Annotated in this window: 22 protein-coding genes; 15 read left to right on the forward strand and 7 right to left on the reverse strand. The window is 44.2% G+C overall.

What is annotated here, in order from left to right; genetic code table 11:
* Nucleotides 1-10: 10 nt before the first annotated feature.
* The 4 genes from DXX93_RS05040 to rpsT all read right to left on the reverse strand — a co-directional run bounded on the left by DXX93_RS05040 (nt 11) and on the right by rpsT (nt 4,902).
* On the reverse strand, nt 11-511 hold the full coding sequence (locus tag DXX93_RS05040; protein WP_116007114.1) for a TlpA family protein disulfide reductase: 501 nt from the start codon (nt 509-511) through the stop codon (nt 11-13).
* A gap of 84 nt (nt 512-595) precedes the next feature.
* The gene (locus DXX93_RS05045) at nt 596-2,197 is read right to left on the reverse strand and encodes a GMC family oxidoreductase (RefSeq protein ID WP_116007115.1); all 1,602 of its coding nucleotides are present in this window, start codon (nt 2,195-2,197) and stop codon (nt 596-598) included.
* A 277-nt stretch (nt 2,198-2,474) separates the two neighbouring features.
* Complete coding sequence (locus DXX93_RS05050) at nt 2,475-4,160, reverse strand: dipeptidyl-peptidase 3 family protein (protein ID WP_116007116.1); 1,686 nt, start codon at nt 4,158-4,160, stop codon at nt 2,475-2,477.
* A gap of 481 nt (nt 4,161-4,641) precedes the next feature.
* Nucleotides 4,642-4,902: a 30S ribosomal protein S20 gene (gene rpsT / locus DXX93_RS05055; protein WP_116007117.1), complete on the reverse strand. Its 261-nt coding sequence runs from the start codon at nt 4,900-4,902 to the stop codon at nt 4,642-4,644.
* Between the two features lie 349 nt (nt 4,903-5,251).
* Between rpsT and murJ the strand changes: the two genes are divergently transcribed.
* From murJ to DXX93_RS05115, 12 genes are all read left to right on the forward strand, one after another.
* On the forward strand, nt 5,252-6,841 hold the full coding sequence (gene murJ / locus DXX93_RS05060; RefSeq protein ID WP_116007118.1) for a murein biosynthesis integral membrane protein MurJ: 1,590 nt from the start codon (nt 5,252-5,254) through the stop codon (nt 6,839-6,841).
* Nucleotides 6,842-6,941: 100 nt separating this feature from the next.
* Nucleotides 6,942-7,889 carry a bifunctional riboflavin kinase/FAD synthetase gene (gene ribF / locus DXX93_RS05065; RefSeq protein ID WP_116007119.1) on the forward strand — a complete coding sequence of 316 codons (948 nt, stop codon included), beginning with the start codon at nt 6,942-6,944 and terminating at the stop codon, nt 7,887-7,889.
* A 146-nt stretch (nt 7,890-8,035) separates the two neighbouring features.
* A complete protein-coding gene (gene ileS, locus DXX93_RS05070) occupies nt 8,036-10,852 on the forward strand; it encodes an isoleucine--tRNA ligase (protein ID WP_116007120.1) in 2,817 nt (938 codons plus the stop codon).
* 78 nt (nt 10,853-10,930) lie between these two features.
* Nucleotides 10,931-11,446, forward strand: a complete 516-nt coding sequence (gene lspA, locus DXX93_RS05075; RefSeq protein WP_258872591.1) for a signal peptidase II — start codon at nt 10,931-10,933, stop codon at nt 11,444-11,446.
* A gap of 48 nt (nt 11,447-11,494) precedes the next feature.
* On the forward strand, nt 11,495-11,923 hold the full coding sequence (gene fkpB / locus DXX93_RS05080; protein ID WP_116007122.1) for an FKBP-type peptidyl-prolyl cis-trans isomerase: 429 nt from the start codon (nt 11,495-11,497) through the stop codon (nt 11,921-11,923).
* An 8-nt stretch (nt 11,924-11,931) separates the two neighbouring features.
* A complete protein-coding gene (gene ispH, locus DXX93_RS05085) occupies nt 11,932-12,861 on the forward strand; it encodes a 4-hydroxy-3-methylbut-2-enyl diphosphate reductase (RefSeq protein WP_116007123.1) in 930 nt (309 codons plus the stop codon).
* 349 nt (nt 12,862-13,210) lie between these two features.
* Complete coding sequence (pilV, locus tag DXX93_RS05090) at nt 13,211-13,747, forward strand: type IV pilus modification protein PilV (RefSeq protein ID WP_116007124.1); 537 nt, start codon at nt 13,211-13,213, stop codon at nt 13,745-13,747.
* A 13-nt stretch (nt 13,748-13,760) separates the two neighbouring features.
* Nucleotides 13,761-14,759 (forward strand): PilW family protein, encoded by a 999-nt coding sequence (locus DXX93_RS05095; RefSeq protein WP_116007125.1) that lies wholly within the window; start codon nt 13,761-13,763, stop codon nt 14,757-14,759.
* Entirely contained in the window at nt 14,750-15,223 is a 474-nt protein-coding gene (locus DXX93_RS05100; RefSeq protein ID WP_116007126.1) for a pilus assembly PilX N-terminal domain-containing protein, read from the forward strand. Before DXX93_RS05095 ends, DXX93_RS05100 begins: the two co-directional genes overlap by 10 nt.
* 15 nt (nt 15,224-15,238) lie before the next feature.
* On the forward strand, nt 15,239-18,817 hold the full coding sequence (locus tag DXX93_RS05105; RefSeq protein ID WP_116007127.1) for a pilus assembly protein: 3,579 nt from the start codon (nt 15,239-15,241) through the stop codon (nt 18,815-18,817).
* Complete coding sequence (locus DXX93_RS05110) at nt 18,817-19,224, forward strand: type IV pilin protein (protein ID WP_116007128.1); 408 nt, start codon at nt 18,817-18,819, stop codon at nt 19,222-19,224. Before DXX93_RS05105 ends, DXX93_RS05110 begins: the two co-directional genes overlap by 1 nt.
* A gap of 1 nt (nt 19,225) precedes the next feature.
* Nucleotides 19,226-19,579 carry a hypothetical protein gene (locus DXX93_RS05115; RefSeq protein ID WP_116007129.1) on the forward strand — a complete coding sequence of 118 codons (354 nt, stop codon included), beginning with the start codon at nt 19,226-19,228 and terminating at the stop codon, nt 19,577-19,579.
* A gap of 61 nt (nt 19,580-19,640) precedes the next feature.
* Here DXX93_RS05115 and DXX93_RS05120 read toward each other — a convergent pair whose 3' ends face one another.
* Both DXX93_RS05120 and nadE read right to left on the reverse strand, forming a co-directional pair.
* Entirely contained in the window at nt 19,641-20,222 is a 582-nt protein-coding gene (locus DXX93_RS05120) for a GspH/FimT family pseudopilin (RefSeq protein WP_116007130.1), read from the reverse strand.
* Nucleotides 20,223-20,644: 422 nt separating this feature from the next.
* Complete coding sequence (gene nadE / locus DXX93_RS05125; RefSeq protein ID WP_116007131.1) at nt 20,645-21,478, reverse strand: ammonia-dependent NAD(+) synthetase; 834 nt, start codon at nt 21,476-21,478, stop codon at nt 20,645-20,647.
* A gap of 194 nt (nt 21,479-21,672) precedes the next feature.
* On the opposite strand from nadE, the gene glnB reads away from it, so the two are divergent.
* On the forward strand, nt 21,673-22,011 hold the full coding sequence (gene glnB, locus DXX93_RS05130; protein ID WP_116007132.1) for a nitrogen regulatory protein P-II: 339 nt from the start codon (nt 21,673-21,675) through the stop codon (nt 22,009-22,011).
* An 81-nt stretch (nt 22,012-22,092) separates the two neighbouring features.
* On the opposite strand, the gene DXX93_RS05135 is transcribed toward glnB, so the two are convergent.
* Nucleotides 22,093-22,854 carry an outer membrane protein assembly factor BamD gene (locus tag DXX93_RS05135; protein ID WP_116007133.1) on the reverse strand — a complete coding sequence of 254 codons (762 nt, stop codon included), beginning with the start codon at nt 22,852-22,854 and terminating at the stop codon, nt 22,093-22,095.
* A 153-nt stretch (nt 22,855-23,007) separates the two neighbouring features.
* Between DXX93_RS05135 and rluD the strand changes: the two genes are divergently transcribed.
* Together rluD and pgeF are read left to right on the forward strand one after the other, a co-directional pair.
* A complete protein-coding gene (gene rluD, locus DXX93_RS05140; RefSeq protein WP_116007134.1) occupies nt 23,008-23,982 on the forward strand; it encodes a 23S rRNA pseudouridine(1911/1915/1917) synthase RluD in 975 nt (324 codons plus the stop codon).
* The gene (pgeF, locus tag DXX93_RS05145) at nt 23,966-24,814 is read left to right on the forward strand and encodes a peptidoglycan editing factor PgeF (RefSeq protein ID WP_116007135.1); all 849 of its coding nucleotides are present in this window, start codon (nt 23,966-23,968) and stop codon (nt 24,812-24,814) included. The genes rluD and pgeF overlap by 17 nt, the downstream gene beginning before the upstream one ends.
* Nucleotides 24,815-24,918 lie beyond the last annotated feature (104 nt).

The raw sequence follows: 24,918 nt of genomic DNA on the forward strand, positions 1-24,918 counted from the left end.
TTAATAGCTATTATTCGGCAATCACTTGTGTCGCTTTTAATAGACGAGGGTCGTTGATGTCTGAATTAACGTACTTAAAAATGGCTTCGCCATTGGGTTTGATAAAGAAAGTCGTTGGCGTGCCGGCAACACCGTACTGCTGTGCAACTTTTTCACCATTTACGGCGGTTTTAAATGTGTAACCGCGTTCTTCCAATACATCTTGTGGCGTCGCGTCACTGTCTTCATTAAAGCTAATGCCGACCAATATCACGTTAGGATGTTTTTCGACTAATTCGACCAATTTGGGCTGCAGTCGCTTGCAGTAAGGACACCAGGTTGCCCAAAAGTGCAAAATGACGGGCTTGCCTTCAAACATTTGCCAATTGATTGGCTCACCATTTTGCATGGTTAATTGCCAGTCAGGCACAATATTTGACGGTGTATTTGACGACGTTTTTTGCTCTGCAAACGCGTTATTAAGCGTTAGCAAAAAAAGGCTGGCTGCAAACCAGAGAGAGTGGAGTTTCATAGCTATCCTGAAATTGACGTAATGTAGTAATAATGTCACTAGACCATGCAAGTGACATTATTCATTCAATCCCAGTCAATAAATTTATTGGTATTGTGCGAGTATAGTGTCAGCAACCTTTGCGGCGATCATTATGGTGGGCGCATTGGTATTACCGCTGATTAGCGTCGGCATAATGGAAGCGTCAATCACGCGCAGCGATGCTAAACCGTGCACTTTCAGCGAACTATCTACTACCGCCATCTCATCCTGACCCATTTTACAGGTACCGACTGGGTGATAAATGGTATTGGCTCTTTCTCTGAGAAAACTCAGGATATCTTCATCTGAAGTAGCGCTTGCTCCCGGATAAATCTCGCTGCCAAGTAGCCCTGCAAGTGGATGTTGGGCGAAAATTTCACGAACTTTTCGTACCCCAGCGACCATAATCGCCTGATCATCAGGATCAGCAAGCATGTTAATTTCAATTTTGGGGTGTAAGTGCGGGGCATTGCCAAATAAGGTCACTTGTCCTCGGCTGTTTGGCCTTAACAAGCAAACATGCATGGCTACGCCATAGCGGCACAACATTTTCAAATTTCGTCCATGATCGTCCATGGCAAAGGGCATAAAGTGCAATTGAATATCTGGCCGTTCGAGTGTTTCATCGGTTTTGATAAATCCCCCTGCTTCGGCTGCCGCACTGGTCAGTACCCCCTCTCGCTTGGTGAAATATTGCAGGGCACTGGGGGCAAGCTTTGCCATTGCTGTTGGGCGAAAGGCAATGCCATCGGTGTCTTGATACTCATTGAGTACAATAGCGTCGACATGCTCTTGTAAGTTTTGGCCAACTCCTGCCAATTCATGCACTAACGGAATATTGTGTTTTGCTAACTCTGCTTTGGGGCCAACACCAGAGAGCATCAGTAACTGAGGCGAGTTATATGCGCCAGCACTAAGAATCACTTCTTTATGGGCGACAATTTCTTGCCACTTTTGCTGATGTTTTACGCGGATGCCAACCGCAATTTTCTCTTCAAACAGCACTTTTTCAACCATAGCATCGGTTAACACCGTTAGGTTAGGGCGAGCAAGATTTGGCGTTAAAAATGCTTTGGCAGAGCTACAGCGTTGGCCATCTTTTTGGGTCACTTGGTAGTAACCAACACCTTCTTGCGACTGACCATTAAAATCGTTGTTAACGGGGTAGCCAGCATTAGCAGCAGAGCTAATAAATTTATCAAATACGTGTAATTTACACCTTGATTCTGCAACATTAAGCGGGCCATCTACACCATGATACTCATCTGCGCCACGCTCTTGGTGCTGAGTCGCTTTGAAATAAGGCAGCACGTCATCATAGCCCCAACCTTCATTACCCATATCTCGCCATGCATCATAGTCTTCTTTTTGACCGCGAACATAGAGCATAGCGTTAATTGAACTACTACCGCCGAGTGTTTTGCCTCTTGGGTTAAATATCTGTCGTTGGTTCTGCGTTGCTTCCGGTGCGGAATCATATAGCCAGTTGTATTTGCTGCTGCGCATCAGGCCAATTGTTCCGAGCGGCACATGAATTAACGGCGAGTTGTCTTTTGGGCCAGCCTCTACTAAACATACTTGAAATTGCCCGCATGCAGATAACTTATCGGCCAGCACACAGCCAGCAGAGCCTCCCCCAACGATGACGAAATCGTAACTTTCCATTGTTCACCTGTTGTATTTTCGTTGTAATTTAAGGTTCTTTTGTTTTTTCTTCTTATTGTGCTTTTTATATACAGAATTTATGGGGATATTGCGAGCACTATTCTGCGTTCGTTTGATTGAAAGCGAAAATCACTAGTAGAGCGCTTGAGGGAAAAGTAAAAAGAGAAATAAAAAGCCGAAGCTAGGCTTCGGCTTGATAGGACTTACTGTTGTCAGCTGTTAACCATTACCTGGTAAGGTTAGAAAGTTAACCAAGGTGTTAGCTAACATGTTATGGCTAATTTAAACCCAGTACCTGTTTACCTTGCTCAAACACGATATCTACTGGAATATTTGCCGCTTCAAGCTTCGCTAGGCTGGCTGCCAAATCTTCTTTAATCAGGCCTTTTTCTTTGACTAACTGATCAACGCCTGCGTAGTCGCCATTACCTTGTAACGTGAGTATCAGCTCCGACAAAGAATCTACGGCTTTTGTCATCTTGGCCATATCAACACTGTACTGTCCTTGTGCATTGCGGCTAAATGCGCCTTGCTCTTGGAAGTAGTTGAAGCGCACCATGTTTGCTTTACCGTGAGCGGAACTCGCGCCAAAACGCACTGAGCGGAAAATACCCGCCATAAAGGTAACATAGTAGTCTTCTAGCGTACCTTGAGTAATTGCACCTTTAGCCAGTAACTGCTTAACCATATAAAGACCTAGTACGTCTGCCTTGCCTTCCTCCAGTGCAGATGCGTGCTCTTTTAATGCTTGGCGAACCGTACCTTGGTCATTAATGGTGTTTTTAATCCCTAAACCATGTGCTACTTCGTGGAACATGGTATTGGCGAAGAAACCATTAAAGGTAAGGTGTTTGCGCTGCGCTGGCACGATTAGCTCGTCAGCGATAGGGAGCATAATGGCGTCAAACTTAGCGCGCATTGCGTTTTTAAGTTGTAGGCGGCGTGTACCTTTGGCTAACTGTACTTCTTCATCGTTAGGCAGGTTAATCGCGATGGTTTTACTACCTGCGTTTGAGTGGCCCGCATAGTAAATCACATCATAGGCATTTAAATCGGCATCTGAGCCCGGTGTTTCTTGCTTGTATTTTTTCGCCACGGGCAATTCGCGTTGTAGCTCAGGCAAGAAAGCGGCGTATTTGGCTAGGCGCTCGCTCCAAGAAAGGTCTTTCACAAGGACATAAGACTCAAACGCAGCGCGGTAACCAAAGAGCTGATCTTCATAGGTTTCAATTGGCCCAATGACGACGTCAATTGGATTGGTTTTCATGTCCATCCAAGCGAAGTCTGATGCTTGATAGTCATCGCTGCGCAGTGCATTGGCGCGCATCGTAAGATAGTTGGCAAACTCTTTGTTGTCGGCAAAGCCAGCTGCTTTTTCAAGAATAGCTGCTGCACGGTTGATCTCATCGCTGTAAATTTCTGAGTAAGCTGTTGACGTTAACTTGCCATTAGCATCGCGCTCAACAATAGAGTACAGGCCATTTTTGTCCGAAAATTCTGCTTGTTCAAACTCTGCCTTAGTCATATCGGCAGGATAGAATTGTGCGCCATGAGACTTGGTTTCAAAGCCTGTTAAGAACACTTTATCGCCAGCTAATCTATCCCAAGGGCCGTAGTTAATGTCGGCAAAAGCACGAACCTTTGGATCGCTCAATGAAGCGAGAAAAGCGGTTTTGTCTTGACCAAAGGCTTGTTTCCAAAACAGATCGTCCATAATTTTAGAAGCATCAATCAGTAGTGACAGCATGTGTTTTTGATTGTCAGACAAGTGGTTTAAATCAGCATTTAGCGTAACCGTTTTATAGATGTCTAATCGGTTCTCGTAATTGTCAACTAACGCTGGCGTTTGTTCAGTGTTGGCGGTGTTGTCACCACAGGCGGTAAGTGCTGAGGTGGCCATTAGGACAACCGCTGCGAGTTTGCTGAGTTTAGCTTTGTTTCGTGTTTTTGAATGTGGATTCATTTGGGAAATTCTCATGATCATTAACGGCAAAAAGAGTAGGAAAAAATAGTGTCGGGTGCAACTATTCTGAATGAAGCGTTACTTGTTATACCGCTGTCGCTAACTCTTATACCAATTGAAATAACTACTTAATCATTCAGCGAGAATTAAAAGGCTTAGAGGCAAGGCATTGATTGCAGAGAATGGTTATTCCCTTGTCAAAATCAATAACGCCGCATATGAGCCTTTTAAACTCGCCCTTTGGGAGCGTGTCAGCGTCGCGATAACTGCGCCAAATTGATGAGATGTAGAACAACTATATCAACAAAAATTTGGCTTGTTCTCCCACCGCTGACAGCGCTCTGAATTGATCAATTAATTAATTCAATTGGTATTAATGTGTGCAGAGTTAGAAAAGTACAGTTATAAAAAAACCGGCTGAGTTGCCGGTTTTTTAAATCGCTTTATCTTTATAAGATAAGAAAGCGTCTACAAAAACAAATTAAAGTGCTTTGATAGCAGCGCTTAAACGGCTCTTGCTACGAGCAGCTTTGTTTTTGTGGATAAGACCTTTAGTTGCGTAACGATCTAAGATCGGTTGCGCAGCTGCGAATTCTTTTGTTGCCAATTCTTTGTCACCGGCTTCAATTGCAGCGATTACTTTTTTAACTAAAGTACGCATCATTGAACGACGGCTTGCATTGTGTTGACGGCGCTTTTCAGATTGTACCGCGCGTTTCTTAGCTTGCTTTGAGTTAGCCAAGGTGAACTCCTAAATGTGATAAAATATAGCCTAAATTTAAGGCGGCAAAATATGCCTTTTTTCTGAGGAATTGTCAATTAATTTAGCGATAAATATTATCAGGTTTATTAATTACCGTTAAATTAAATACTCACTTCAATTAAGACACCATTTATTTATCGGTTTGATCATAGTGGTTTACGTGGAATAGTTTCGTTAATTGCGCTGCTTTTAGCGCTGTTGCGCTTAGCTGGGCTGAAATAGCTTAATTAGCACGCTAGCAATAAACAAAAGATTCTCTGCTTGTTTAACACTTTGCGTTACCGTCATAATATTTCTTTTTTGTCACTTCTTTTTTCGAGCAAACAGTTTGAGTAAAAAACTAATTAAGTCAGGCATTATTGTCAGTGCGATGACCATGATCTCCCGAGTGCTAGGGTTAGTGCGCGATGTGGTTATTGCTAACTTTATGGGGACAGGTGCAGGCGCTGACGTATTCTTCTTTGCCAATAAGATTCCAAATTTTCTAAGGCGTTTGTTTGCCGAGGGTGCGTTTGCTCAAGCTTTTGTGCCTGTGCTCAGTGAATATCAAGCAATTGATGAGAAAAATGGCACTGACGAGACCCGTAAACTTATCGCTCAGGTGTCAGGTACACTCGGCGTTGTTGTTTCCCTAGTGACGTTATTCGGCATGATAGCGTCGCCAGTGATTGTTGCTTTGTTCGGGTTTGGGTGGTTCTTAGATTGGTGGCAAGGTGGCGAGCAAGGCGCAAAGTTTGAATTGGCTGCGGCATTACTAAAAATCACTTTCCCTTATTTGTGGTTTATCACCCTAACGGCGTTAGCTGGGGCGGTGCTCAATACGCTAGGGAAATTTGCTGCTGCTGCATTTACACCAGTTTTGCTTAACGTTTGTATTATCGCCAGTGCAATTTTCTTGGGGTCTTATTTTGAGCTGCCAGCTTACGCCCTAGCTTGGGGGGTATTCTTAGGTGGCTTAGTTCAGTTTTTATTTCAATTACCGTTTTTATATCGCGCCGGGGTACTGGTTAAACCCAAATGGGCGTGGCATGCGCCAGGCGTTGCTAAAATTCGCAAACTGATAGTGCCGGCTTTGTTTGGCGTGTCTGTCACACAAATTAACCTATTGTTAGACACCTTGATTGCCAGTTTCTTAGTGACTGGCTCTATTAGTTGGCTTTATTACGCCGATCGCTTACTAGAATTTCCGCTTGGGCTCTTCGGCATTGGCATTGCCACGGTTATTTTGCCGAGCCTTTCTGGTCTTCACGCCAGAGAGAATAAAGCAGAATTCGCAGCCACGATAGATTGGGGACTGCGTGTGGTTTGCTTGATGGGGATGCCCGCATTGGCAGGGCTTATGGTGCTTGCTCAGCCAATTATTATGCTGCTGTTTATGCGCGGTGAATTTAGCCAAAATGATGTCTTGCAAGTGTCTTATGCCCTTTATGCGTACTTGTCAGGCTTAGTGAGCTTTATGTTTATTAAAGTGCTTGCACCGGGCTTTTATTCGCGTCAGGACACTAAGACTCCCGTTAAAATAGGCATTATTGCTATGGTGGCCAACATGGCTTTCAATTTGATGCTGGCGCCATTTTTTGGTTATGTTGGCTTGGCAATGGCGACCACCTTGTCCGCTACACTGAATGCATTTTTACTGTACCGGGGATTGAAAAAGAGTGGTGTGTTTAACATTCCAGTGGCAACTAAGTGGTTTTTCAGCAAGTTAATACTGGCTTCTGCGCTCATGGCTGGCGTTATTGTTTACTTGCAGCCGAGCCAAAACCACTGGTTTGCCATGACTTTTTTACAGCAATTGGGGCAGGTGAGTGGCTTAATTGCCGCAGGAGTTATTGTCTACTTCGCTTTACTGTGGGCAATGCGCGTCAAACTCAGTGATTTTAAGGTTGAGAAAAATAGCCCGATTTCTGCACGTTAAATGCTGATTCTTTACTAAGACTAATATATAATTCGTCGGTTTTTTAGGTTAGATAGGCTAAGTTGCTGATAACTCTTTAGCAAAAAGATTGAATCGCTCAATGCAGTTAATTCGCGGAATTCACAACATTAAAGCAGCTGATCACGGCTGTGTATTAACCATAGGTAATTTCGATGGTGTTCATTTAGGGCACCAACGCGTTATCAAAGCTTTAATTAAGCAGGCCAAGGCGTTAAATTGCGTGCCTGCTGTGATGGTGTTTGAACCGCAGCCGCAAGAGTTATTTAGCCCAGTTACGGCACCCGCACGACTCACTCGATTAAGAGACAAATACGCTTTGCTCGCAGAGCTTGGCGTTGAACGATTAATTTGCGTCAATTTCAATCGCGCGTTTGCCAGTCAAACAGCTGAATACTTTATCGAGCAGTTACTTGTTGACAAGCTTGGTATCAAGCATTTGATTATTGGCGATGATTTTCGCTTTGGTAAAAATCGCACGGGTGATTTTGCCATGTTAACGAAAGCCGGTGAAAAATTTGGCTTTGGCGTTTCCGATACCGCCAGCTTTAAGTTAGACGACTGCCGCATCAGTAGCACAGAAATTCGCCAAGCACTTGAGCAAGACAGATTGGCTGATGCGCAAGTGATGCTAGGGCGTGCTTACTCAATTCATGGTCGAGTGTTTCACGGTGATAAACGCGGCCGAGAATTAGGTTTTCCAACGGCGAATATCAAGCTCAAGCGCCGCGTGTCACCAGTATCAGGCGTATATGCGGTGCAAGTAAATACGGCAACAGACAAACATTTTGGTGTCGCCAATATTGGCTCAAGACCAACAGTCGCGGGTATTAGGCAGCAACTTGAAGTGCATATTTTTGATTTTAACCAAGATGTGTATGGCCAGATTCTTGAAGTCGTGTTGCTGGAAAAACTGCGCGCTGAGCGCAAGTTTAACTCTTTGCCGGAGCTAACCGAACAGATAGACAAAGACAGCCAGCAGGCACGTCGCTATGTAACTGAGTACATAGCTAAACGAGTAAAAAGCTAACCGAGTACAAGGCTAAGTTAGCGTCTCAAACAGAGACTTAGTGCTTATTACCCAACAAATCACTGAGCTAGGGTAACAATTAAGGCTAAGCACATTGAACAACATAGTTAGATTGACCAGATTTGAATTAACGGATATCGACATAAATGAGTGATTACAAACATACCTTAAATTTGCCAGATACCAGTTTCCCAATGCGTGGAAACATGGCAAATCGTGAACCACAAATGCTGAAAGACTGGGCTGACAAAGGCCTTTACAGCAAAATTAGAGCGGCGAAAAAAGGTAAGAAGTCATTTATTTTGCACGACGGCCCTCCCTACGCCAATGGTGACATTCACTTGGGTCACTCGGTAAACAAAATTCTTAAAGATATTATTGTTAAGGCAAAAACCTTATCTGACTTCGACTCGCCATACGTACCTGGCTGGGATTGCCACGGTTTACCGATTGAATTAGTCGTAGAAAAGAAATTTGGCAAACCAGGTCACAAACTTTCAGCTGCGGAATTTCGCAAGAAATGTCGTGAATACGCGGCAAAACAAGTTGATGGTCAGCGCGAGAGCTTTAAGCGCTTAGGTGTGTTCGGTGATTGGGAAAATCCGTACCTAACAATGGATTTTGAAACCGAAGCCAACATTATTCGCGCGCTCGGCAAAATCACGGAAAATGGTCACTTACAACAGGGCTTTAAACCCGTTTATTGGAGCGTTGTTGGCGGCTCAGCGCTTGCCGAAGCGGAAGTTGAGTACGCTGACAAAGTGTCTTTCTCTATCGATGTTAAATATCCAGTTGCTGATGAATCTGCGCTAGCAGAGCTTGTGTCAGATCTATCAGGTAGCGGCAAAATTTCTGTTGTCATTTGGACAACAACGCCGTGGACATTACCATCTAGCCAAGCCGTGAGCGTTAATGCTGAGTTAGATTACGTTATTGTGCAAGCAGGCGAAGAACGTTTGTTAGTCGCTGAAGCATTACATGAAAGCGTGATGGAACGCGCAGGCGTTGAAAATTTCGCCATTGTTGGTCGCGTAAGTGGCGCTGCACTAGAACACTTGCAAGTGAACCATCCGTTCTACGAGCGCAAATTGCCTGTTATTTTAGGTGATCATGTTACGACTGATGCGGGTACTGGCTGTGTGCATACCTCACCAGATCACGGTGTCGAAGATTTCAATGTTGGCAAACAATATAACATCGAAACGTTAAATTACTTAGACGATAACGGTATTTACCGCAGTAATGTCGAGTTATTTGCGGGTGAGCACGTCTACAAAGTGGATGAGAAAGTAATTGATGTGGTTGCTGAGCATGGCAACTTGCTTGTTAAAGACAAGTTTACTCACAGTTATCCACATTGTTGGCGAACGAAAACACCACTAATTTTCCGTGCGACGCCTCAGTGGTTTGTGAGCATGACTAAGAACAGTCTGCGTGAAGAAGTTCAAGGTGCGGTGGAAGGCGTGCAGTGGATCCCTGACTGGGGCCGTGCACGCATTGATTCAATGTTAGAGTCGAGCCCTGACTGGTGTATCTCTCGCCAACGTACTTGGGGTGTGCCAATTGCCTTGTTTGTTCACAAAGAAACACAAGCCTTACACCCAGACACGCCGCGTTTGATTGAGGAAGTGGCCAAGCTTGTTGAAAAGCAGGGTATGGATGCATGGTTCGACCTAGAAGTTAGTGACTTATTAGGCGATGACGCTGATGCTTATAGCAAAGTAACAGACACCTTAGACGTTTGGTTCGATTCTGGTGTGACTCACTACTCTGTTATGGCACAACGCGAAGAGTTAGGTTACCCAGCAGACTTATATTTAGAAGGCTCTGATCAGCACCGTGGTTGGTTCCAGTCGTCATTAAAAACTGCGATGGCCATTAATGGCACTGCGCCATACAAAACCGTGTTAACCCATGGTTTTACCGTAGATGCTGACGGCAAGAAAATGTCTAAGTCATTAGGCAATGTGATCACGCCATCAGAGATCACCAATAAGCTAGGCGCAGATATTCTTCGCTTGTGGGTGGCTTCGGTTAACTACACGCAAGAAATTACCGTATCGGACGAAATATTTAAGCGCCAAGCGGATGCTTATCGTCGTATTCGTAACACGTCACGCTTCTTGTTAGCCAACATTAATGGTTTCGAACCCGCTCAGCATTCAGTTGCCGTTGAAGATATGGTGGCGTTGGATCGTTGGGTGGTAGCTAAAGCCGCAGCACTGCAAGCAGAAATCGTCAATGCGTATGATGAATACGAGTTCCACCAAGTGGTACATAAGTTAATGAATTTCTGTACAACCGAACTCGGCGGTTTCTACTTAGACATCATTAAAGATCGTCAATACACGGCAAAATCTGACAGCCATGCACGTCGTTCATGTCAAACCGCAATGTACCTAATTGCTGAAGCGATGACGCGTTGGATGGCACCTATTTTGTCATTCACTGCACAAGAAATTTGGCAAGCATTGCCTGCTCCAGCTGCTGGTGAGCGTGATGAGTTTGTATTCACTGATGTATGGTTCGAAGATATTGCTGGCATCACTAATGATGGCGAGCTTAGTGACGATTACTGGAACGACATTTTATTAGTACGTGCAGAAGTTAACAAAGCATTGGAAGCCGCTCGTAAAGATAAGAAAGTGGGTAAAGCACTTGAAGCGCAAGTGACTTTATATGCACAAGCTGAACTTGCCGACAAGCTTGCGAAGTTAGGTGACGAGCTGCGCTTTGTACTAATCACCTCTGGCGCGACAATTTCAACTGACGCCGCGCCTGGCGAAGCGGTTGCCACTGAGCTGGAAGGCTTATCAGTAGCCGTTGCGCAATCAGCAGGTACTAAGTGTGATCGCTGTTGGCACTTTACTGACGATGTTGGCGCGGTTGAAGCACACCCTGAGCTATGTGGACGTTGTGTCACTAACGTTGATGGCGATGGTGAGCAGCGACAGTTCGCGTAACACTTCCATAATAAACCGCTGAATTTCAGCGGTTTATTTTCTTCTATCGATAGATTTATTCGTTCAAGGAATATTGTAGTGAGTTTTTCTTCATCATCACCTTTTTCGTCGACAGGGCTCAAATGGCTGTGGCTTACTGTACTCTTTCTCATTATTGATCAAGTGACCAAACACTGGGTTGCTGGCACTTTTAATTTGTACGAAAGCATTGCGGTGATGCCGTATTTTAATTTGACCTACGTGCATAACGAAGGGGCGGCATTTAGCTTCTTAGCCGATCAAGGTGGTTGGCAGCGATGGTTCTTCACAGCAATAGCCGCTTTGGCAAGTGGGTTATTCATCTATTGGTTATCCAAAACGCCTGCGTCAAATCGTATTTTAGGCGTTGGCTTTGCATTAATGCTCAGCGGTGCGCTTGGTAACTTAATTGACCGTGTATTGTTTGGCTATGTCATCGATTTTCTTGATTTTTACGTAGGAAAATCTCACTGGCCTGCATTTAACATTGCCGACTCAGTGATATTCGTTGGCGCAGCTTTGATGATTTATGACTCCTTTTTTGGTCAAACCAGCAAAGAAGAAAGCAGCAAGTAGAACATCACAGCAAGCAATCAGAAATAGTTAATACAAAAGAAGTAGCAAATGACACAAATTACCGCAGACTCTAGCCTAGTGGCTCATATCACGATGAAGTTATCAGATGGCTCTGCCGCAGATAGTACTAAAGTGAATAATAAACCTGCGATTATTAACATGGGTGATCAAAGTATTTCTCCTGCCTTTGAAGCGCAATTACTGGGGATGCAAGCAGGTGAAAGTAAAGAATTCACGCTTGCCGCCAAAGACGCGTTTGGCGAAAAGAACCCTGACAATGTACATTATGTAGATATCAATAAATTTGATGCCGATACTCCAGCCAAAGTTGGCAGTATCATTACTTTTACAACGCCAGGCGGTGAAGTGCCTGGTATGGTCACCGAAGTATCTGGCGCATCTGTCACGGTTGATTTTAATCACCCTTTGGCTGGGCAAGACGTTACTTTCGTCATTGACGTGGTCGAAATTAAATAGGTATTTTGATGGAAATTATCTTAGCAAACCCGCGTGGCTTTTGTGCCGGTGTAGATCGCGCTATCAGCATTGTCGACCGCGCGCTCGATTTATTTGATGCACCGATTTACGTGCGTCACGAAGTCGTTCACAACAAATTTGTTGTCAATGGCTTAAAAGATCGCGGCGCAGTTTTTGTCGATGAACTTCACGAAGTACCTGACGATGCCACCGTTATCTTTAGTGCCCATGGCGTGTCGAAAGCGGTTCGCAAAGAAGCGAAAGATCGCGGTTTGAAAGTATTCGACGCGACTTGTCCGCTGGTCACTAAAGTACATATGGAAGTTTCTCGCGCTAGCCGCAAGGGAGTTGAGTGTGTACTCATTGGGCATGCTGGTCACCCTGAAGTTGAAGGGACTATGGGGCAGTATGACAGTGCAGAAGGCGGTATTTATCTCGTGGAATCACCGGAAGATGTTTCCGCTTTGGAAGTAAAGAACCCCGATGCTTTGCACTACTGTAGCCAAACCACTTTATCGGTTGATGATACCAGCGATGTCATTGATGCGTTGAAGGCTAAATATCCCGCTATTGAAGGGCCGCGCAAAGATGACATCTGCTATGCCACACAAAATCGCCAAGACGCCGTCAGGTCAATTGCGGAGCAGGTTGATTTACTGCTAGTGGTTGGTGCCAAAAACAGCTCGAATTCAAATCGCTTACGAGAATTGGCAGAAAAGATCGGTACCACTTCTTACCTCATCGATACCGCCAAAGACATTGATGAAAACTGGCTAAAAGGTACACGTAAAGTAGGGGTAACGGCCGGTGCTTCTGCGCCAGAAGTGCTAGTGAAACAAGTTATCGAGCAATTAAAATCCTATGGCGGTCATGAGGTTATCGAACATCCTGGCCGTGAAGAAAACATAGTGTTTGCCGTTCCCGTTGAATTGCGTTAATCTTCGGGTTGGATAAAAGTTAATCAGCATTGTACGAGGTTAAGCTATAATAAAAACTTAATCTAACAAGTTACACAATTCGATCGCAGTTTCGGATTTGCGATAACTTTAAACGCAACCGTGGGTAGTAACTGTGCAGTGACATGCGAACGTCACCTCTACCCATTATATGGAAATAGGTATGGGTTAATGATGTTCACTAAGGTGATATTTAACACATATGTTGGCTTTTCTCTGGTATTTATTGCTGCAATAAATCGCCAGTATCTTCTTTTGCGAAGAAATCTCTTCGCTCCCCTTTCTAACTCGTTAGTCGATTTCTTGAGTGTTCTCCAAGCAAGGGGACTAGATGATTACTAAATCAAAAGGTATGACCTTAATCGAGGTGCTAGTTGCATTGTTTATTCTTGTCACTGGCGTTTTGGGGGCGATTGCCTTACAAACAAACGCCAAGCAAGGCAGCTTTGATGCGATGCAACGTTCATTAGCCTCTGCGCTGGCACAAGATATTATCGAACGAATGCGCAACAATAATGCCGACGGATTAATTCTCGAAGGTTATGAGGGGGTTTACGGTGCAGCTTCGTTAACTAAGCCCAGTCCGTCTTGTCAAACTCAAGCGACATCATGCACACCTGCCGAATTACGTACGTACGACCTTTACGAATGGACAGAGATGATCAGAGGCGCTGAAGCCGTCGAAAGTAACAAAAATGTTGGTGGCCTGATAAATGCGGTCGGGTGCATAGTGCACAATAATCAGCAAGTCACAGTGACAATTGTGTGGGACGGTAAAACGAAGACATCAGATGCAGGTGGCAGCTGCGGTGGTTCAACAGTCAATAGCAGCCGACGTCAGATTCAATTAACAACTTATTTATTTTAAATAGTTAGCATATATGCATAAGCACAAAGGATTTAATATTGTCGAGGTGATGATCACCCTAGTCATTGGCTTGGTTATTTTTTCAGGGGTGTTATCGGTATTTGTTGGTATGAGAACCACGTCCGATGAAACCTCTCGCTATGGGATATTACAGGAAACTGGTCGCTTTGCGATTAGCCTGTTGAGCGATGATTTAATGAGGCAAGGTTATTTTGGTCAGTTAATGACATCGCCTAGCACCAGTAATTTGAGGACAATCCCTATGCCTCCAACACTAGAATGCACTGGCGAAGGGCTAAATAACGGTACTTTTCCTACGGCGAATGGTCATTTTAGAACACTGTGGAGCACAACAACCAGTGATGCGAATAATTTAGGCTGTATTAACGATGCTACGCGCAATACTCAAGAGTCAGACATATTACAAATCAAACGCACATTAACGAACAGTGTTACTAATGCGCAGCGTAATGCACAAAGTTTTTATCTGGTGAGTAACTACACCGAAGCCCACATTGTTACGGGGCAAACGGCGATTCCTGCGCCAGCAATTAGCGATGCGCAAATTCATGAATACCAACATCACATTTATTACGTTGCCGACCAAAAACAAGGCTCGGTCACTATTCCCACCTTAAAAGCCATCTCGCTTTCTCCTGCCAAAATGGTTAATCAGCCCTTGCTTGATGGTGTTGAAAAGATACGTTTTATGTTTGGTGTTGATACTGACCTAGATGGCGCGGTTAATGCGTTTGTTTCAGCAAATGATATGAATGACAGCGGCTCAGGTACTGGCCGTTTATGGGATGACGGAAGTGTTGAAATTCTGGCGGTAAAAATTTATGTCCTCGTTCGAGACTTAAAGCCAGACAATGATTATACCAACAATGTGGTTTATCACATGGGCAATGATACTGATGGCAAATACACGGCTCCAGGTGATAACTTTAGGCGAATGTTATTTAGCTCAACGATTAGCTTATATAACAAAGGGGTAAAAGTATGGGACTAAACCGTTTGCAACAGCAAGCAGGCGTAGTGCTAATTGTTGCTTTAGTATTTTTAATTTCACTCACTGCCGTTGCTTCTGCATTGATGCTTAACTCAACGGCTGACATAAAAATGTCGGGCGCTAGCCAAGAAAAATTAATCGCCAATCAAGAAGCGATTAGTGCCACCGATGAGGTGATTGCCAACCAAATTACCAGTGGTACCAATTTATTCACACGGCAAAGTTTTCCCATTCCTTTGCCTGTTAGCTCAGTGAAGTCGGTAACGGTTGACTCGCTGCAAATAACGAATCGCAACTTTAATAACTCCTTACCTGATTGCCCACATAGCAAGCTGGCCTCATCAACAGAAATAGTGAAATGTAACTTGCTGAATATCGAAGTCGATAATCGCTTTGGCAAGGGCAATACCAGCAATGTCAGTATTAATTCTGGCATTGCCCAACAAATATTAGATGTAAAATAAAGGCGGGAACTCATTATGAAAAGTTTATTATTTATCGTATCAGCCCTACTGCCTTTATCACTGTGTGCAGAAGATATTGAGCTTTATTTGGGCAATGCTGCCTTAAATAATCAGGAGCGTCCTAAAGTACTGGTTATTTTTGATACTTCAGGGAGTATGAATTCTAAAGTAACCGTGCGAAGTGAGTATAAACCGTCAGAGAATTATGACCCGCTCAACGGCAGTGATAACCTGAGTAAAGACACACTTTATTATGTCAAGGGGGAAGTAAAAAATAAGCCTATTCCCGGACTAGATCTACGCTTTTTTCCTGCTCAATACAATAGTTGTAATACCGCCGCAAAACGCTTAGCAAGTGTCGGTTATTATATTGGCTATATGCGTGAATACCGTTTTAGTGGTCAGTCAGGTGCTTGGCAAGAGCTACCTGAACTCAACGGTAGCTCGATTAATATTGCCGACTGTTGGGACGACGTTCGCTTATCTGATACAAAGAATATCAGTCAAGACAAACAGGGGAACAACATTCCATCAGGTTACCCAATAGACGGGTTAGGGGATACGAGTAATGTTACGCCGTATACTGATGATAAAAATTCGTCTAATACAAAATTAGGTGCAGGTGAAATTGTTACGCTTTATACCGCTAACTATTTAAGGTGGCTGCTAGGTGATAAAGCTAACAGCAAAATAGGCACCACAAATACTCCTAGGTTAAGCATAGCCAAAACCGCGATGAAGGCATTGGTTGACGCAGCCCCTACGGTTGACTTTGCTTTGGCTGCCTTTAATCGCAACAAATATGAGTCACCGTATGGTAACCGTCATGGTGGCCGTATTATTAATAGCTTTAAAGATAATTTTGACAGTACTCAAGCAGAGGCATACAAGAATAAAATAGACGATCTAATTGCGAAAAATAATACGCCGCTTTGTGAATCAGTTTATGAGGCTTATCGGTACCTAAGTGGTGGCAATGTTTATTATGGCAATGACGATAGCTCTGTTACACCCGTAAGAGATAAAACGGCTGAAATTGGCGACACGCTTGTCTACAAGAAACCTTTTAACACCTGTAGTAATAAAATCAATATTATTTTGATGTCAGATGGTGCGCCTACTTCTGATAACCATGCTGATAATTTGGTTAAAGCACTACCTAACAACAATGAAGGCGGCTATAACTATCAATATTATAACTCGAAGGGCAAACTAGTTAAGCGGGTTAGCTATCTAAAATCGTTAGCCAAATGGATGCATGAAAATGATATTGATCAAAACGAAGGTAATGGTGAACAAACCGCTGACTTGTATACCGTTGGCTTTACCTTAGGAGAACAGCATGCGGTTAATATATTGAAGGAAGCGGCTAGCGCTGGTGGCGGTCGTTATTTAGACGCTCAAGATCCTAGTGATTTATTATCTGAACTGCAGTCCGCCATTGTCTCTATTTTACAAAAAGACGCGACGTTTACCCCGCCATCAGTAGGGGCAAATAACTTTGACCGTACTGAAACCTTAGATTCTGTCTATTATGCGATGTTTACCCCCAGTAAAGGCCCTCGCTGGCCGGGCAACTTGAAAAAGCTCAAAGTGCGTAAAGACGGGTTAATTGATAAAAATAACGTCGCTGCGATTGACGCGACAACTAATAATATTAAAGGCACGGCAACCACCATTTGGAGTAGCAGTAATGCTAAAGACGGCGGTCAGGTTAGCAAAGGTGGCGTGGTCGAAATGTTCAGTAAAATGTCGCCAAGTCAGCGCACGATATACACTGATGTTGTCAATGGCGATGGTGATTTAATTGAACTTGAAAATAAATCAACTGTTGCCAGTGTTTTTGGCGGTGATCAGCAGTTAGCGTCATTTATGGGGGTAAATGTCAACGACATAGATCAATACCTTAACTGGGCAAAAGGGCAAGATGTCGATGATGAAGATGGTGATAAATCGACATCAGATATGCGCGCCGATGTCTTTGGTGACCCATTGCACTCTAAGCCCTTGGTGCTTAATTATGGCACTTCAAAAGACGACCAAGATGTTCGTATTTTGATCGGTACCAATGCAGGTGCCTTGCATATGTTCAATGACGATATTGATCAAAGTACAGCCAATAACGATACCGTGAGTGAATCATGGGCATTTATGCCAACAGAGTTCTTTAAAAATATTCGTACATTAAGAGAAAATTTTAGCTCGTCAGATAAAGTTTATGGTATTGATGGTGCGCCAGTCTCTTTTATTATTGATGTTAATGATAATGGTAAAATAGACGATCCAAACGATAAGGTTTATGTCTTTTTTGGCCTTCGTCGCGGTGGCGATTCTTATTACGGTTTGGATCTGACCAACCCCGATAAGCCCAAATTATTGTGGCATAAAACGGGCAGTGATTTTGGCTCCGAAATCAAGCAGTCGTGGTCGACGCCCCGTATTGGTTACAGCCTTATTAATAGCGAAGGCGATACTCCTAAACCGGTGCTATTTATTGGCGGTGGGTATGATACGGCCAATGATATTCAAGGCGACGCAGCGCCAGTGAATACGAAAGGACGTGGCTTTTTTATGCTTGATGCCCTATCGGGTGAGATCAAATGGAGATTAACACCTAACACTTCGCCTGCTTTTGCGGGCACTGATAGCATTCCTTCTTCTATTGCAACACTCGACAGTGACTCTGATGGCTATGTTGACCGCCTCTACGCAGGCGATACCGGGGGCAATGTCTGGCGAGTGGATATGCCGGGCACAGATACTAAAGCGTGGCAGGCAACCCAATTAGCAGCCTTAGGTGGTAATAGCCACAATGTTGACCGACGTTTTTTTGCTGAGCCCACTATTGCTAGAGCATTAATTACAGAAACGATAGCGAAAGAAGTCGAAGTCGATGGCATTAAGAAAACACAGTTTTTTAAAACAGAGCGCCCTTATGATGCCATTCTTATTGGCAGTGGTGACAGGACTAATCCACTTGATGAAGTGACTGACGACAGTTTATTTATGCTCAAGGATGAAAACATCCTTACCCAAGAGTTTAGTCAAGCGCCTGATGTCATTACTTACAATGATCTGGCTGATTACACAGCAGATCCCTTTGGCCAGTTGGATAAAAACTCAGCGAATTATCAACTCTTATTCGACCAATTAGCCGCCAGTGTCAGTTTGAAAAAAGGTTGGCGGCTTGATCTTGCCCAACAGTCTGGCGAGAAAAGCGTGGCCACGCCAAGGGTTGTTTCCGGTGTCGCCTATTTTAATAGCTATGCGCCGCCCAGCACTAACGCAAACTCATGTGAAATTACTGAAACGGGCTCTGGTTACTTGTATGCATTAGATTTGTCGTTCGGTACGGAGATATACTCAAAACGCATTCTTGAAGTAAATAGCGCGTTGGTTGACAGCATTCCCGTGGTAAGTATTCCAGACCCAGAACCAGACCCTGATAATCCACAGCCAACCAATAAAGTACAGGGTAGCTCGCTGGCAATAATTGCGGGTGATGCCTTGCGTTTATGTGAAGCAAATGGCGATTGTTCCGGCGTGAAACTAAAAACCATGCAAAGTAATTTAGTGGTAGGAGAAGACAATTAATGAAACAAACTAAATTAGGGTTTACGTTAATTGAGGTGATGATAGTTGTGGCCATTGTCGGTATTCTTGCGGCGGTCGCTTATCCTTCGTATACACAATATGTCGCCAAGGCAAACCGCTCTGAAGCGCAGCAGGTGCTGCTGAATTTGGCCAATTTAATGGAGCAACATCACCTTGACCATCGCACTTACCCAAGTGATTTAACAGCTGTGGGACAACAAGATAAGGTCATGAAAACAGAGAATGGTCTCTATAGCGTTGAAATCACAAGTGCCACTAATTCGGCGTTTACCATAAAAGCGACAGGGAAAAATCAGCAGGCAACAGTTGATGCGGCTTGTCTATGGCTGACCATTGATAACACTGGCGCTCGTAAAGCAAAATCAGCTGATTGCTGGGAGAAATAACATGAAAGTTACCGCATTGATATTCACGGGCCTAGGCTGGGCGTTATCCAGTATGAGTTACTCAAGCTATGCACAAGCGACTGCCGAGGATTATGGCTTCGCAATTAAATGTTATACCCAACTTTCAGGGGGGAGTCCGTATTTATATCGATTATGGCTTGATGACCGCACGGTGACACCCGAGCAAATCAAAGAGCAAATTATTGGTGAGCCAATTGATTTTGTCGTAGAGAGAGAAGATGGGCGACTCGAAGTGAGCAAACGAACGGTTCTGCGTTCAATCGAATGTCGATATGATGATGAAACTTTTGTTAATGTTAATGCCATAAGGCTTGATGAAGCCAGTGACAAATAAAGCGCTTAATTAACTCACGCTCAACTAACTCATATGTCTTCTCAATAATACCAAACCAACCTTAACAGCTTGGCGTGGTATTATCCCTAAATTCGTCCATACCATCATTGTTAGTGTCTTTTGATTGGTAAGCACGGCCAAATAGCGATACTTTAATACCTCTTACCTTGTCAGTATGCCCTTTAGGGCAGTAATTAAATGTCCCGATAAAGCTGGTTTTACCCGTTGGTCTGTAGGTTACCCTATTCCTGCTGTAGCTCAGCTTATCACCTGATTTAACGGCATCTTTTATTCTAATAATCGTTTCATCTAGACTTTCATTAGTCCCATCATTGTCAATATCAATAGCAACACCTGTTTCAAGTCGGCCATTGCCATTTAAGTCAATAAAAACCGTAATGTCGTCATTCCATTTATTAGAGCAGGTATCACCATCAAGTGGGCACATAGTGACTGAGTGCTCCATATTAATCGCCGTATTGCGCGTAGTGAGGATAAGTCGCTGGAGAGATGATATTTCATTATCAACGCGCATCCTCACGACCCACTCGCTAAAGCTAGGTATGGCAATTGCGATCATAAGCCCTAGTATCGCAATCGTAACCATCAACTCAACAATGGTAAATCCTTTTAAATTTTTCATTTTCAGCCACCCTATACCAATTGAAATAACTACTTAATCATTCAGCGAGAATTAAAAGGCTTAGAGGCACAGGTTATATGCTCTATACATAACCTAAGTACCTACATCCGCGTAGGTAAGGCATTGATTGCAGAGAATGCTTATTCCCCTTTTTCTATATGAGAAGCAAAATCAATAACGCCACATATGAGCCTTTTAAACTCGCCCTTTGGGAGCGTGTTAGCGTCGCGATAACGGCGCCAAATTGATGAGATGTAGAATAACTATATCAACAAAAATTTGGCTTGTTCTCCCACCGCTGACAGCGCTCTGAATTGCTCAATTAATTTAATTGGTATTAACAACGAGCGGTCAAATTCTCGCCAACAGTTATACCATTGTTGGCGAGTAAGACCAAATACTGATCAGGCTTAGGAGGAGGGCTAATCGTAGATAGTTGGTATGGCTAAGCGTTTGTGTTGCGTTCGTTGGTATATGCCAATGATATGATCGTGCACTTCCTGCGCAACAGGCTTCCCTTCGAGGAAGTCATCTAATTGGTCGTAACTAAGGCCTAGGGCGTCTTCATCTTTTTTACCCGGTTCTAGGTCTTCCAAATCAGCCGTTGGTGCTTTTTCTACCAAAATTGCAGGAGCGCCTAAGTGCTTGGCGATTTGTCTTACTTGGCGTTTTGACAAGCCAAATAACGGGACTAGATCGCACGCGCCATCTCCCCATTTAGTGAAGAAGCCGGTAATATTTTCGGCTGAGTGGTCAGTACCTATCACTAAGCCACCCAAAATGCCGGCAATATGGTACTGAGTCACCATGCGGGCGCGAGCTTTTACGTTACCTTTGGAAAAGTCGATTTGACTATCGCTGGCATCAAGCAGTTGTGCTTCGCCCAGTGCGCTCAGTGTTTCTTGATGAATACCGTCGGCACCTTGTTTAATATTTGTCGTGACCACATGGCTTGGCGCAATAAATGATAACGCCGTTTGCGCGTCTTTTTCGTCAGCTTGCACATCGTAAGGGAGTCTTACCGCGATAAACTTGTACTCGTCGGTGCCATGCTCTTGGTTCAACTCATTGACGGCCAACTGCGCCAATCGGCCACATGTGGACGAGTCGACACCACCACTGATACCTAACACTAAGTGTTTTAACGATGAACTCAAGAGCTGTTTTTTGATAAAGGCTACACGGCGCTGCACTTCAAAAGCAGGGTCGATCTCAGGTAGCACTTTCATTTCTTCAATGATCAGTTGCTGATTCATTGTTAATCCTTCATATCAAAAATAGTTAAGTAGAGTGTAACAAAAAGCGTGCTTGCTTGTGCAGACCATTTATACGTGAAAATAATTCAAATGGTTGAGTTTTCTGCGCTTATCCCCATTGAATTAGTTATTTTGTTTTTAAAATATCAGCATATAATTGAGCTTATAGCGATACAAACAGGTAAGGCGTCGAAATGAAAAAAATTGAAGCAATCATTAAACCATTCAAAATGGATGATGTTCGTGAAGCTTTAGGTGAAATAGGCATCACAGGTATGACGGTATCGGAAGTTAAAGGCTTCGGTCGTCAGAAAGGGCACACTGAGCTATATCGCGGTGCGGAATACATGGTGGACTTTCTGCCAAAAATGAAAATAGAAATTGTCGTTGCCTCAAGTTATGTAGAGCGTTGTGTTGATGCTATTATCGAAAGCGCACAAACGGGAAAAATTGGTGACGGTAAGATATTTGTTACGGATGTAGAGCGTGTGATTCGCATCCGCACTGGTGAAGAAGACGAAGCGGCAATTTAGTTGCTGTACGCTAAGTAAAACCCAGCTAATAAAAAAGCTGCCTCTTCGTTCAAAGGGCAGCTTTTTCGTATCTGAGCCGAGCTAGTTACTCAACAGGGCATTGTTGGGGTAGTTCGCGGCCAGCACTTGCAGTGTGTTGCGCTTTAATTCTTCTAACCCTAATGCTTGGTAGCACTCAACCATTAATTCAAGCGCAGCTTCCGTTTCTAGTGTTGGTGCATAGTATTCAACGATATATCTAGCGCGGTTAGCGGCAGAAACATACGCTTCTCGTTTTAAGTAAAACTTAGCGACAGCAAGCTCGTACTTAGCGAGGCGAGATTTGATCGCAATCATACGTTTACGTGCATCACTTGCGTATTTACTGTTTGGGTGATCATCAACAATCTTGCGTAAATCTTTGAATGCCTCGCGCGATGCGCTAGGGTCGCGGTCAGAGCGATCAATACCCGCTAAATCCTGAAATAAATTCTCTTCGGTGGCGATATTGATCAACGCGCGCATGTAGTAAACATAATCCACATTGGCGTGCTTGGGGTTTAAGCGCAGAAAGCGATCTGCAAGGGCAATGCCTTGCTCTGCATTGCCTGTTTTGTAGTAAGCGAATAACAAGTCTAGCTGCACTTGATGTGAGATTGGGCCGAAAGGAAAGCGCGAGTCTATCGCCGATAGAATCTGAATGGCTTTTTGATATAAACCGTTATCAAGTGCTTCACGGGCATCAACAAACAGCGCTTGGGCTGAACGATCAGGTACTTTTTCGATATCAGTATCAGAAGAAGAGCAGCCAGCAAGCGTTACGACTGCGGCTAACACTACAGCTCTTAAGGTCAATTTATCCATAGACTCGGTTATCACTAGGTTGTTTTCGTTAAAATTGTTATGAAAGCCCTAAACAAAAGGGTAAAATGCTTTTCTTTTTTGTTGAGCAGCATTCTAACTCAGCATTCTTGCCTTGCACAGTGCAAATACTAATTTGATAGCAAAGAGATTTTAATGGCCGAAATTATCCAACATCAAGAAATCGTTCCCCAATCCTGCTTAGGAAAACGTTTAGACCAAGCATTAGCGGAAATGTTTCCTGATTATTCGCGCTCACGCCTAAAAGAATGGATTTTAGCGGGTAATGTAAAGCTAGACGGCAAAGTAACAACCAAAGCAAGAGAAAAAGTGTTTGGCGAAGAAACGGTAGAGATCGACGCGACGATTGAAGCCGAAGTGCGCTTTGAACCACAAGATATTCCGCTCAATATTGTTTATGAAGACGATGATATTTTGGTGATTAACAAACCCGCTGACTTTGTTGTTCACCCCGGCGCCGGTAATCCCGACGGTACAGTGCTTAATGCTTTGTTGCATTACTGTCCTGAACTTGAGTTAATTCCTCGTGCAGGTATTGTCCACCGCCTTGATAAAGACACCACAGGGCTCATGGTCGTTGCGAAAACCATTGCGGCGCAAACAAACTTGGTGGATGCCTTACAAGCGCGTGAAATTACCCGTGAATACGAAGCCATTGCCAGTGGTATTATGACCGCCGGTGGTACCGTTGACGAACCCATTGGTCGCCATGCCACCAAGCGTACACATATGGCCGTGACAATGTCTGGTCGCCCATCGGTTACTCATTATCGCGTGATGGAAAAGTACCGTTTACACACGCGCTTACGACTGCGTCTTGAAACGGGGCGTACTCACCAAATTCGTGTTCACATGGCTCATGTTACTCACCCATTGGTGGGTGACCCACTATACAATGGGCGTCCAAGGCCACCAAAGAATGCGACGCCTGAATTGTTAACCTTCTTGCGCAGCTTTAAGCGCCAAGCGCTGCATGCCGCTATGCTGTCGTTATATCATCCAATCACTGGCGAGTTAATGACATGGCGTGCAGATATTCCAGAAGATTTTGTCGAGTTAGTGAATTTGCTAAAAGAAGACACTAAGCTTAACAGTGAGCAAGAATATTAGTTCAATAAACCATTCGGCAGCCAACTCAGCACGAGCTGTCGGTAAGCATATTGTTGATGTTCACTGGCCTTTAGCTGGTCTTTGTCGCAGTGTTAAGGCATTTACAACAACTCGCCAGCGTGCTGGCAATACTGAACTGACAAGAGGCTATGCCAGCTTTAATTTAGGGCTGCATGTAGGTGATGACCCTACGCGGGTTAGCGCCAATCGCGCAAGCCTTGGTAACCAGTTACCCAATGGCGCGAATATCCAATGGCTCAATCAAGTCCATGGGGCAGAAGTGGCGGTGATTGCACATCACCAACAAGAGCCCGTGACGGCAGATGCAGCGGTTACGCGACTGCCTCACCTAGCGCTAGCGGTGATGACTGCCGACTGCCTTCCCATTTTACTGAGTGACAAGTCTGGGCAGGTAATCGGGGCTATTCACGGTGGTTGGCGACCTTTAGCGCAAAATATTATTCAGCGTACAATAGAGGCAATGGGGGGGGCAGGCGAGCAACTCGTTGCGTGGCTAGGCCCTTGTATTGGCCCAACCGCATTTGAAGTGGGAGAAGAAGTTAAGTCAGCATTTACTGCGCTTGATACGGCAACGGGCAATGCCTTTAAGCGTATTCCAAGCCGCGTTTTTCCTGCGCAAAAAGAAACTGCACTTGAGCCTCAAAAATATTTGGCCGACCTACACCAACTTGCTACGGTATTGCTCAATACCGCTGGCGTCACCGCAATCAGCCGCTTGGCACATTGTACTTATTCGATGCCTGAGCACTACTATTCCTTTCGACGCGAAAACATTACCGGCAGAATGGCGACGGTAATTTGTCGTCGCTAACCGACTGTTCGATAATTTGTTTTAAATCAATAACTGCCATCGTGCATACTTGAATTTGGCCGTTCAGGCCTTATAGATAAAAGTAATCTAATAGTGCTGACCTA

The organism is Thalassotalea euphylliae, assembly GCF_003390335.1.
GTDB classification, from domain to species: domain Bacteria; phylum Pseudomonadota; class Gammaproteobacteria; order Enterobacterales; family Alteromonadaceae; genus Thalassotalea_F; species Thalassotalea_F euphylliae_B.

Coding starts and splice junctions, on each gene's coding strand:
- DXX93_RS05040 (WP_116007114.1), bottom strand. CDS start 511: ATGAAACTCCACTCTCTCTGGTTTGCAGCCAGCCTTTTTTTGCTAACG.
- DXX93_RS05045 (WP_116007115.1), bottom strand. CDS start 2,197: ATGGAAAGTTACGATTTCGTCATCGTTGGGGGAGGCTCTGCTGGCTGT.
- DXX93_RS05050 (WP_116007116.1), bottom strand. CDS start 4,160: ATGAATCCACATTCAAAAACACGAAACAAAGCTAAACTCAGCAAACTC.
- ribF (WP_116007119.1), top strand. CDS start 6,942: ATGCAGTTAATTCGCGGAATTCACAACATTAAAGCAGCTGATCACGGC.
- ileS (WP_116007120.1), top strand. CDS start 8,036: ATGAGTGATTACAAACATACCTTAAATTTGCCAGATACCAGTTTCCCA.
- fkpB (WP_116007122.1), top strand. CDS start 11,495: ATGACACAAATTACCGCAGACTCTAGCCTAGTGGCTCATATCACGATG.
- ispH (WP_116007123.1), top strand. CDS start 11,932: ATGGAAATTATCTTAGCAAACCCGCGTGGCTTTTGTGCCGGTGTAGAT.
- pilV (WP_116007124.1), top strand. CDS start 13,211: ATGATTACTAAATCAAAAGGTATGACCTTAATCGAGGTGCTAGTTGCA.
- DXX93_RS05095 (WP_116007125.1), top strand. CDS start 13,761: ATGCATAAGCACAAAGGATTTAATATTGTCGAGGTGATGATCACCCTA.
- DXX93_RS05100 (WP_116007126.1), top strand. CDS start 14,750: ATGGGACTAAACCGTTTGCAACAGCAAGCAGGCGTAGTGCTAATTGTT.
- DXX93_RS05105 (WP_116007127.1), top strand. CDS start 15,239: ATGAAAAGTTTATTATTTATCGTATCAGCCCTACTGCCTTTATCACTG.
- DXX93_RS05110 (WP_116007128.1), top strand. CDS start 18,817: ATGAAACAAACTAAATTAGGGTTTACGTTAATTGAGGTGATGATAGTT.
- DXX93_RS05115 (WP_116007129.1), top strand. CDS start 19,226: ATGAAAGTTACCGCATTGATATTCACGGGCCTAGGCTGGGCGTTATCC.
- DXX93_RS05120 (WP_116007130.1), bottom strand. CDS start 20,222: ATGAAAAATTTAAAAGGATTTACCATTGTTGAGTTGATGGTTACGATT.
- nadE (WP_116007131.1), bottom strand. CDS start 21,478: ATGAATCAGCAACTGATCATTGAAGAAATGAAAGTGCTACCTGAGATC.
- glnB (WP_116007132.1), top strand. CDS start 21,673: ATGAAAAAAATTGAAGCAATCATTAAACCATTCAAAATGGATGATGTT.
- DXX93_RS05135 (WP_116007133.1), bottom strand. CDS start 22,854: ATGGATAAATTGACCTTAAGAGCTGTAGTGTTAGCCGCAGTCGTAACG.
- rluD (WP_116007134.1), top strand. CDS start 23,008: ATGGCCGAAATTATCCAACATCAAGAAATCGTTCCCCAATCCTGCTTA.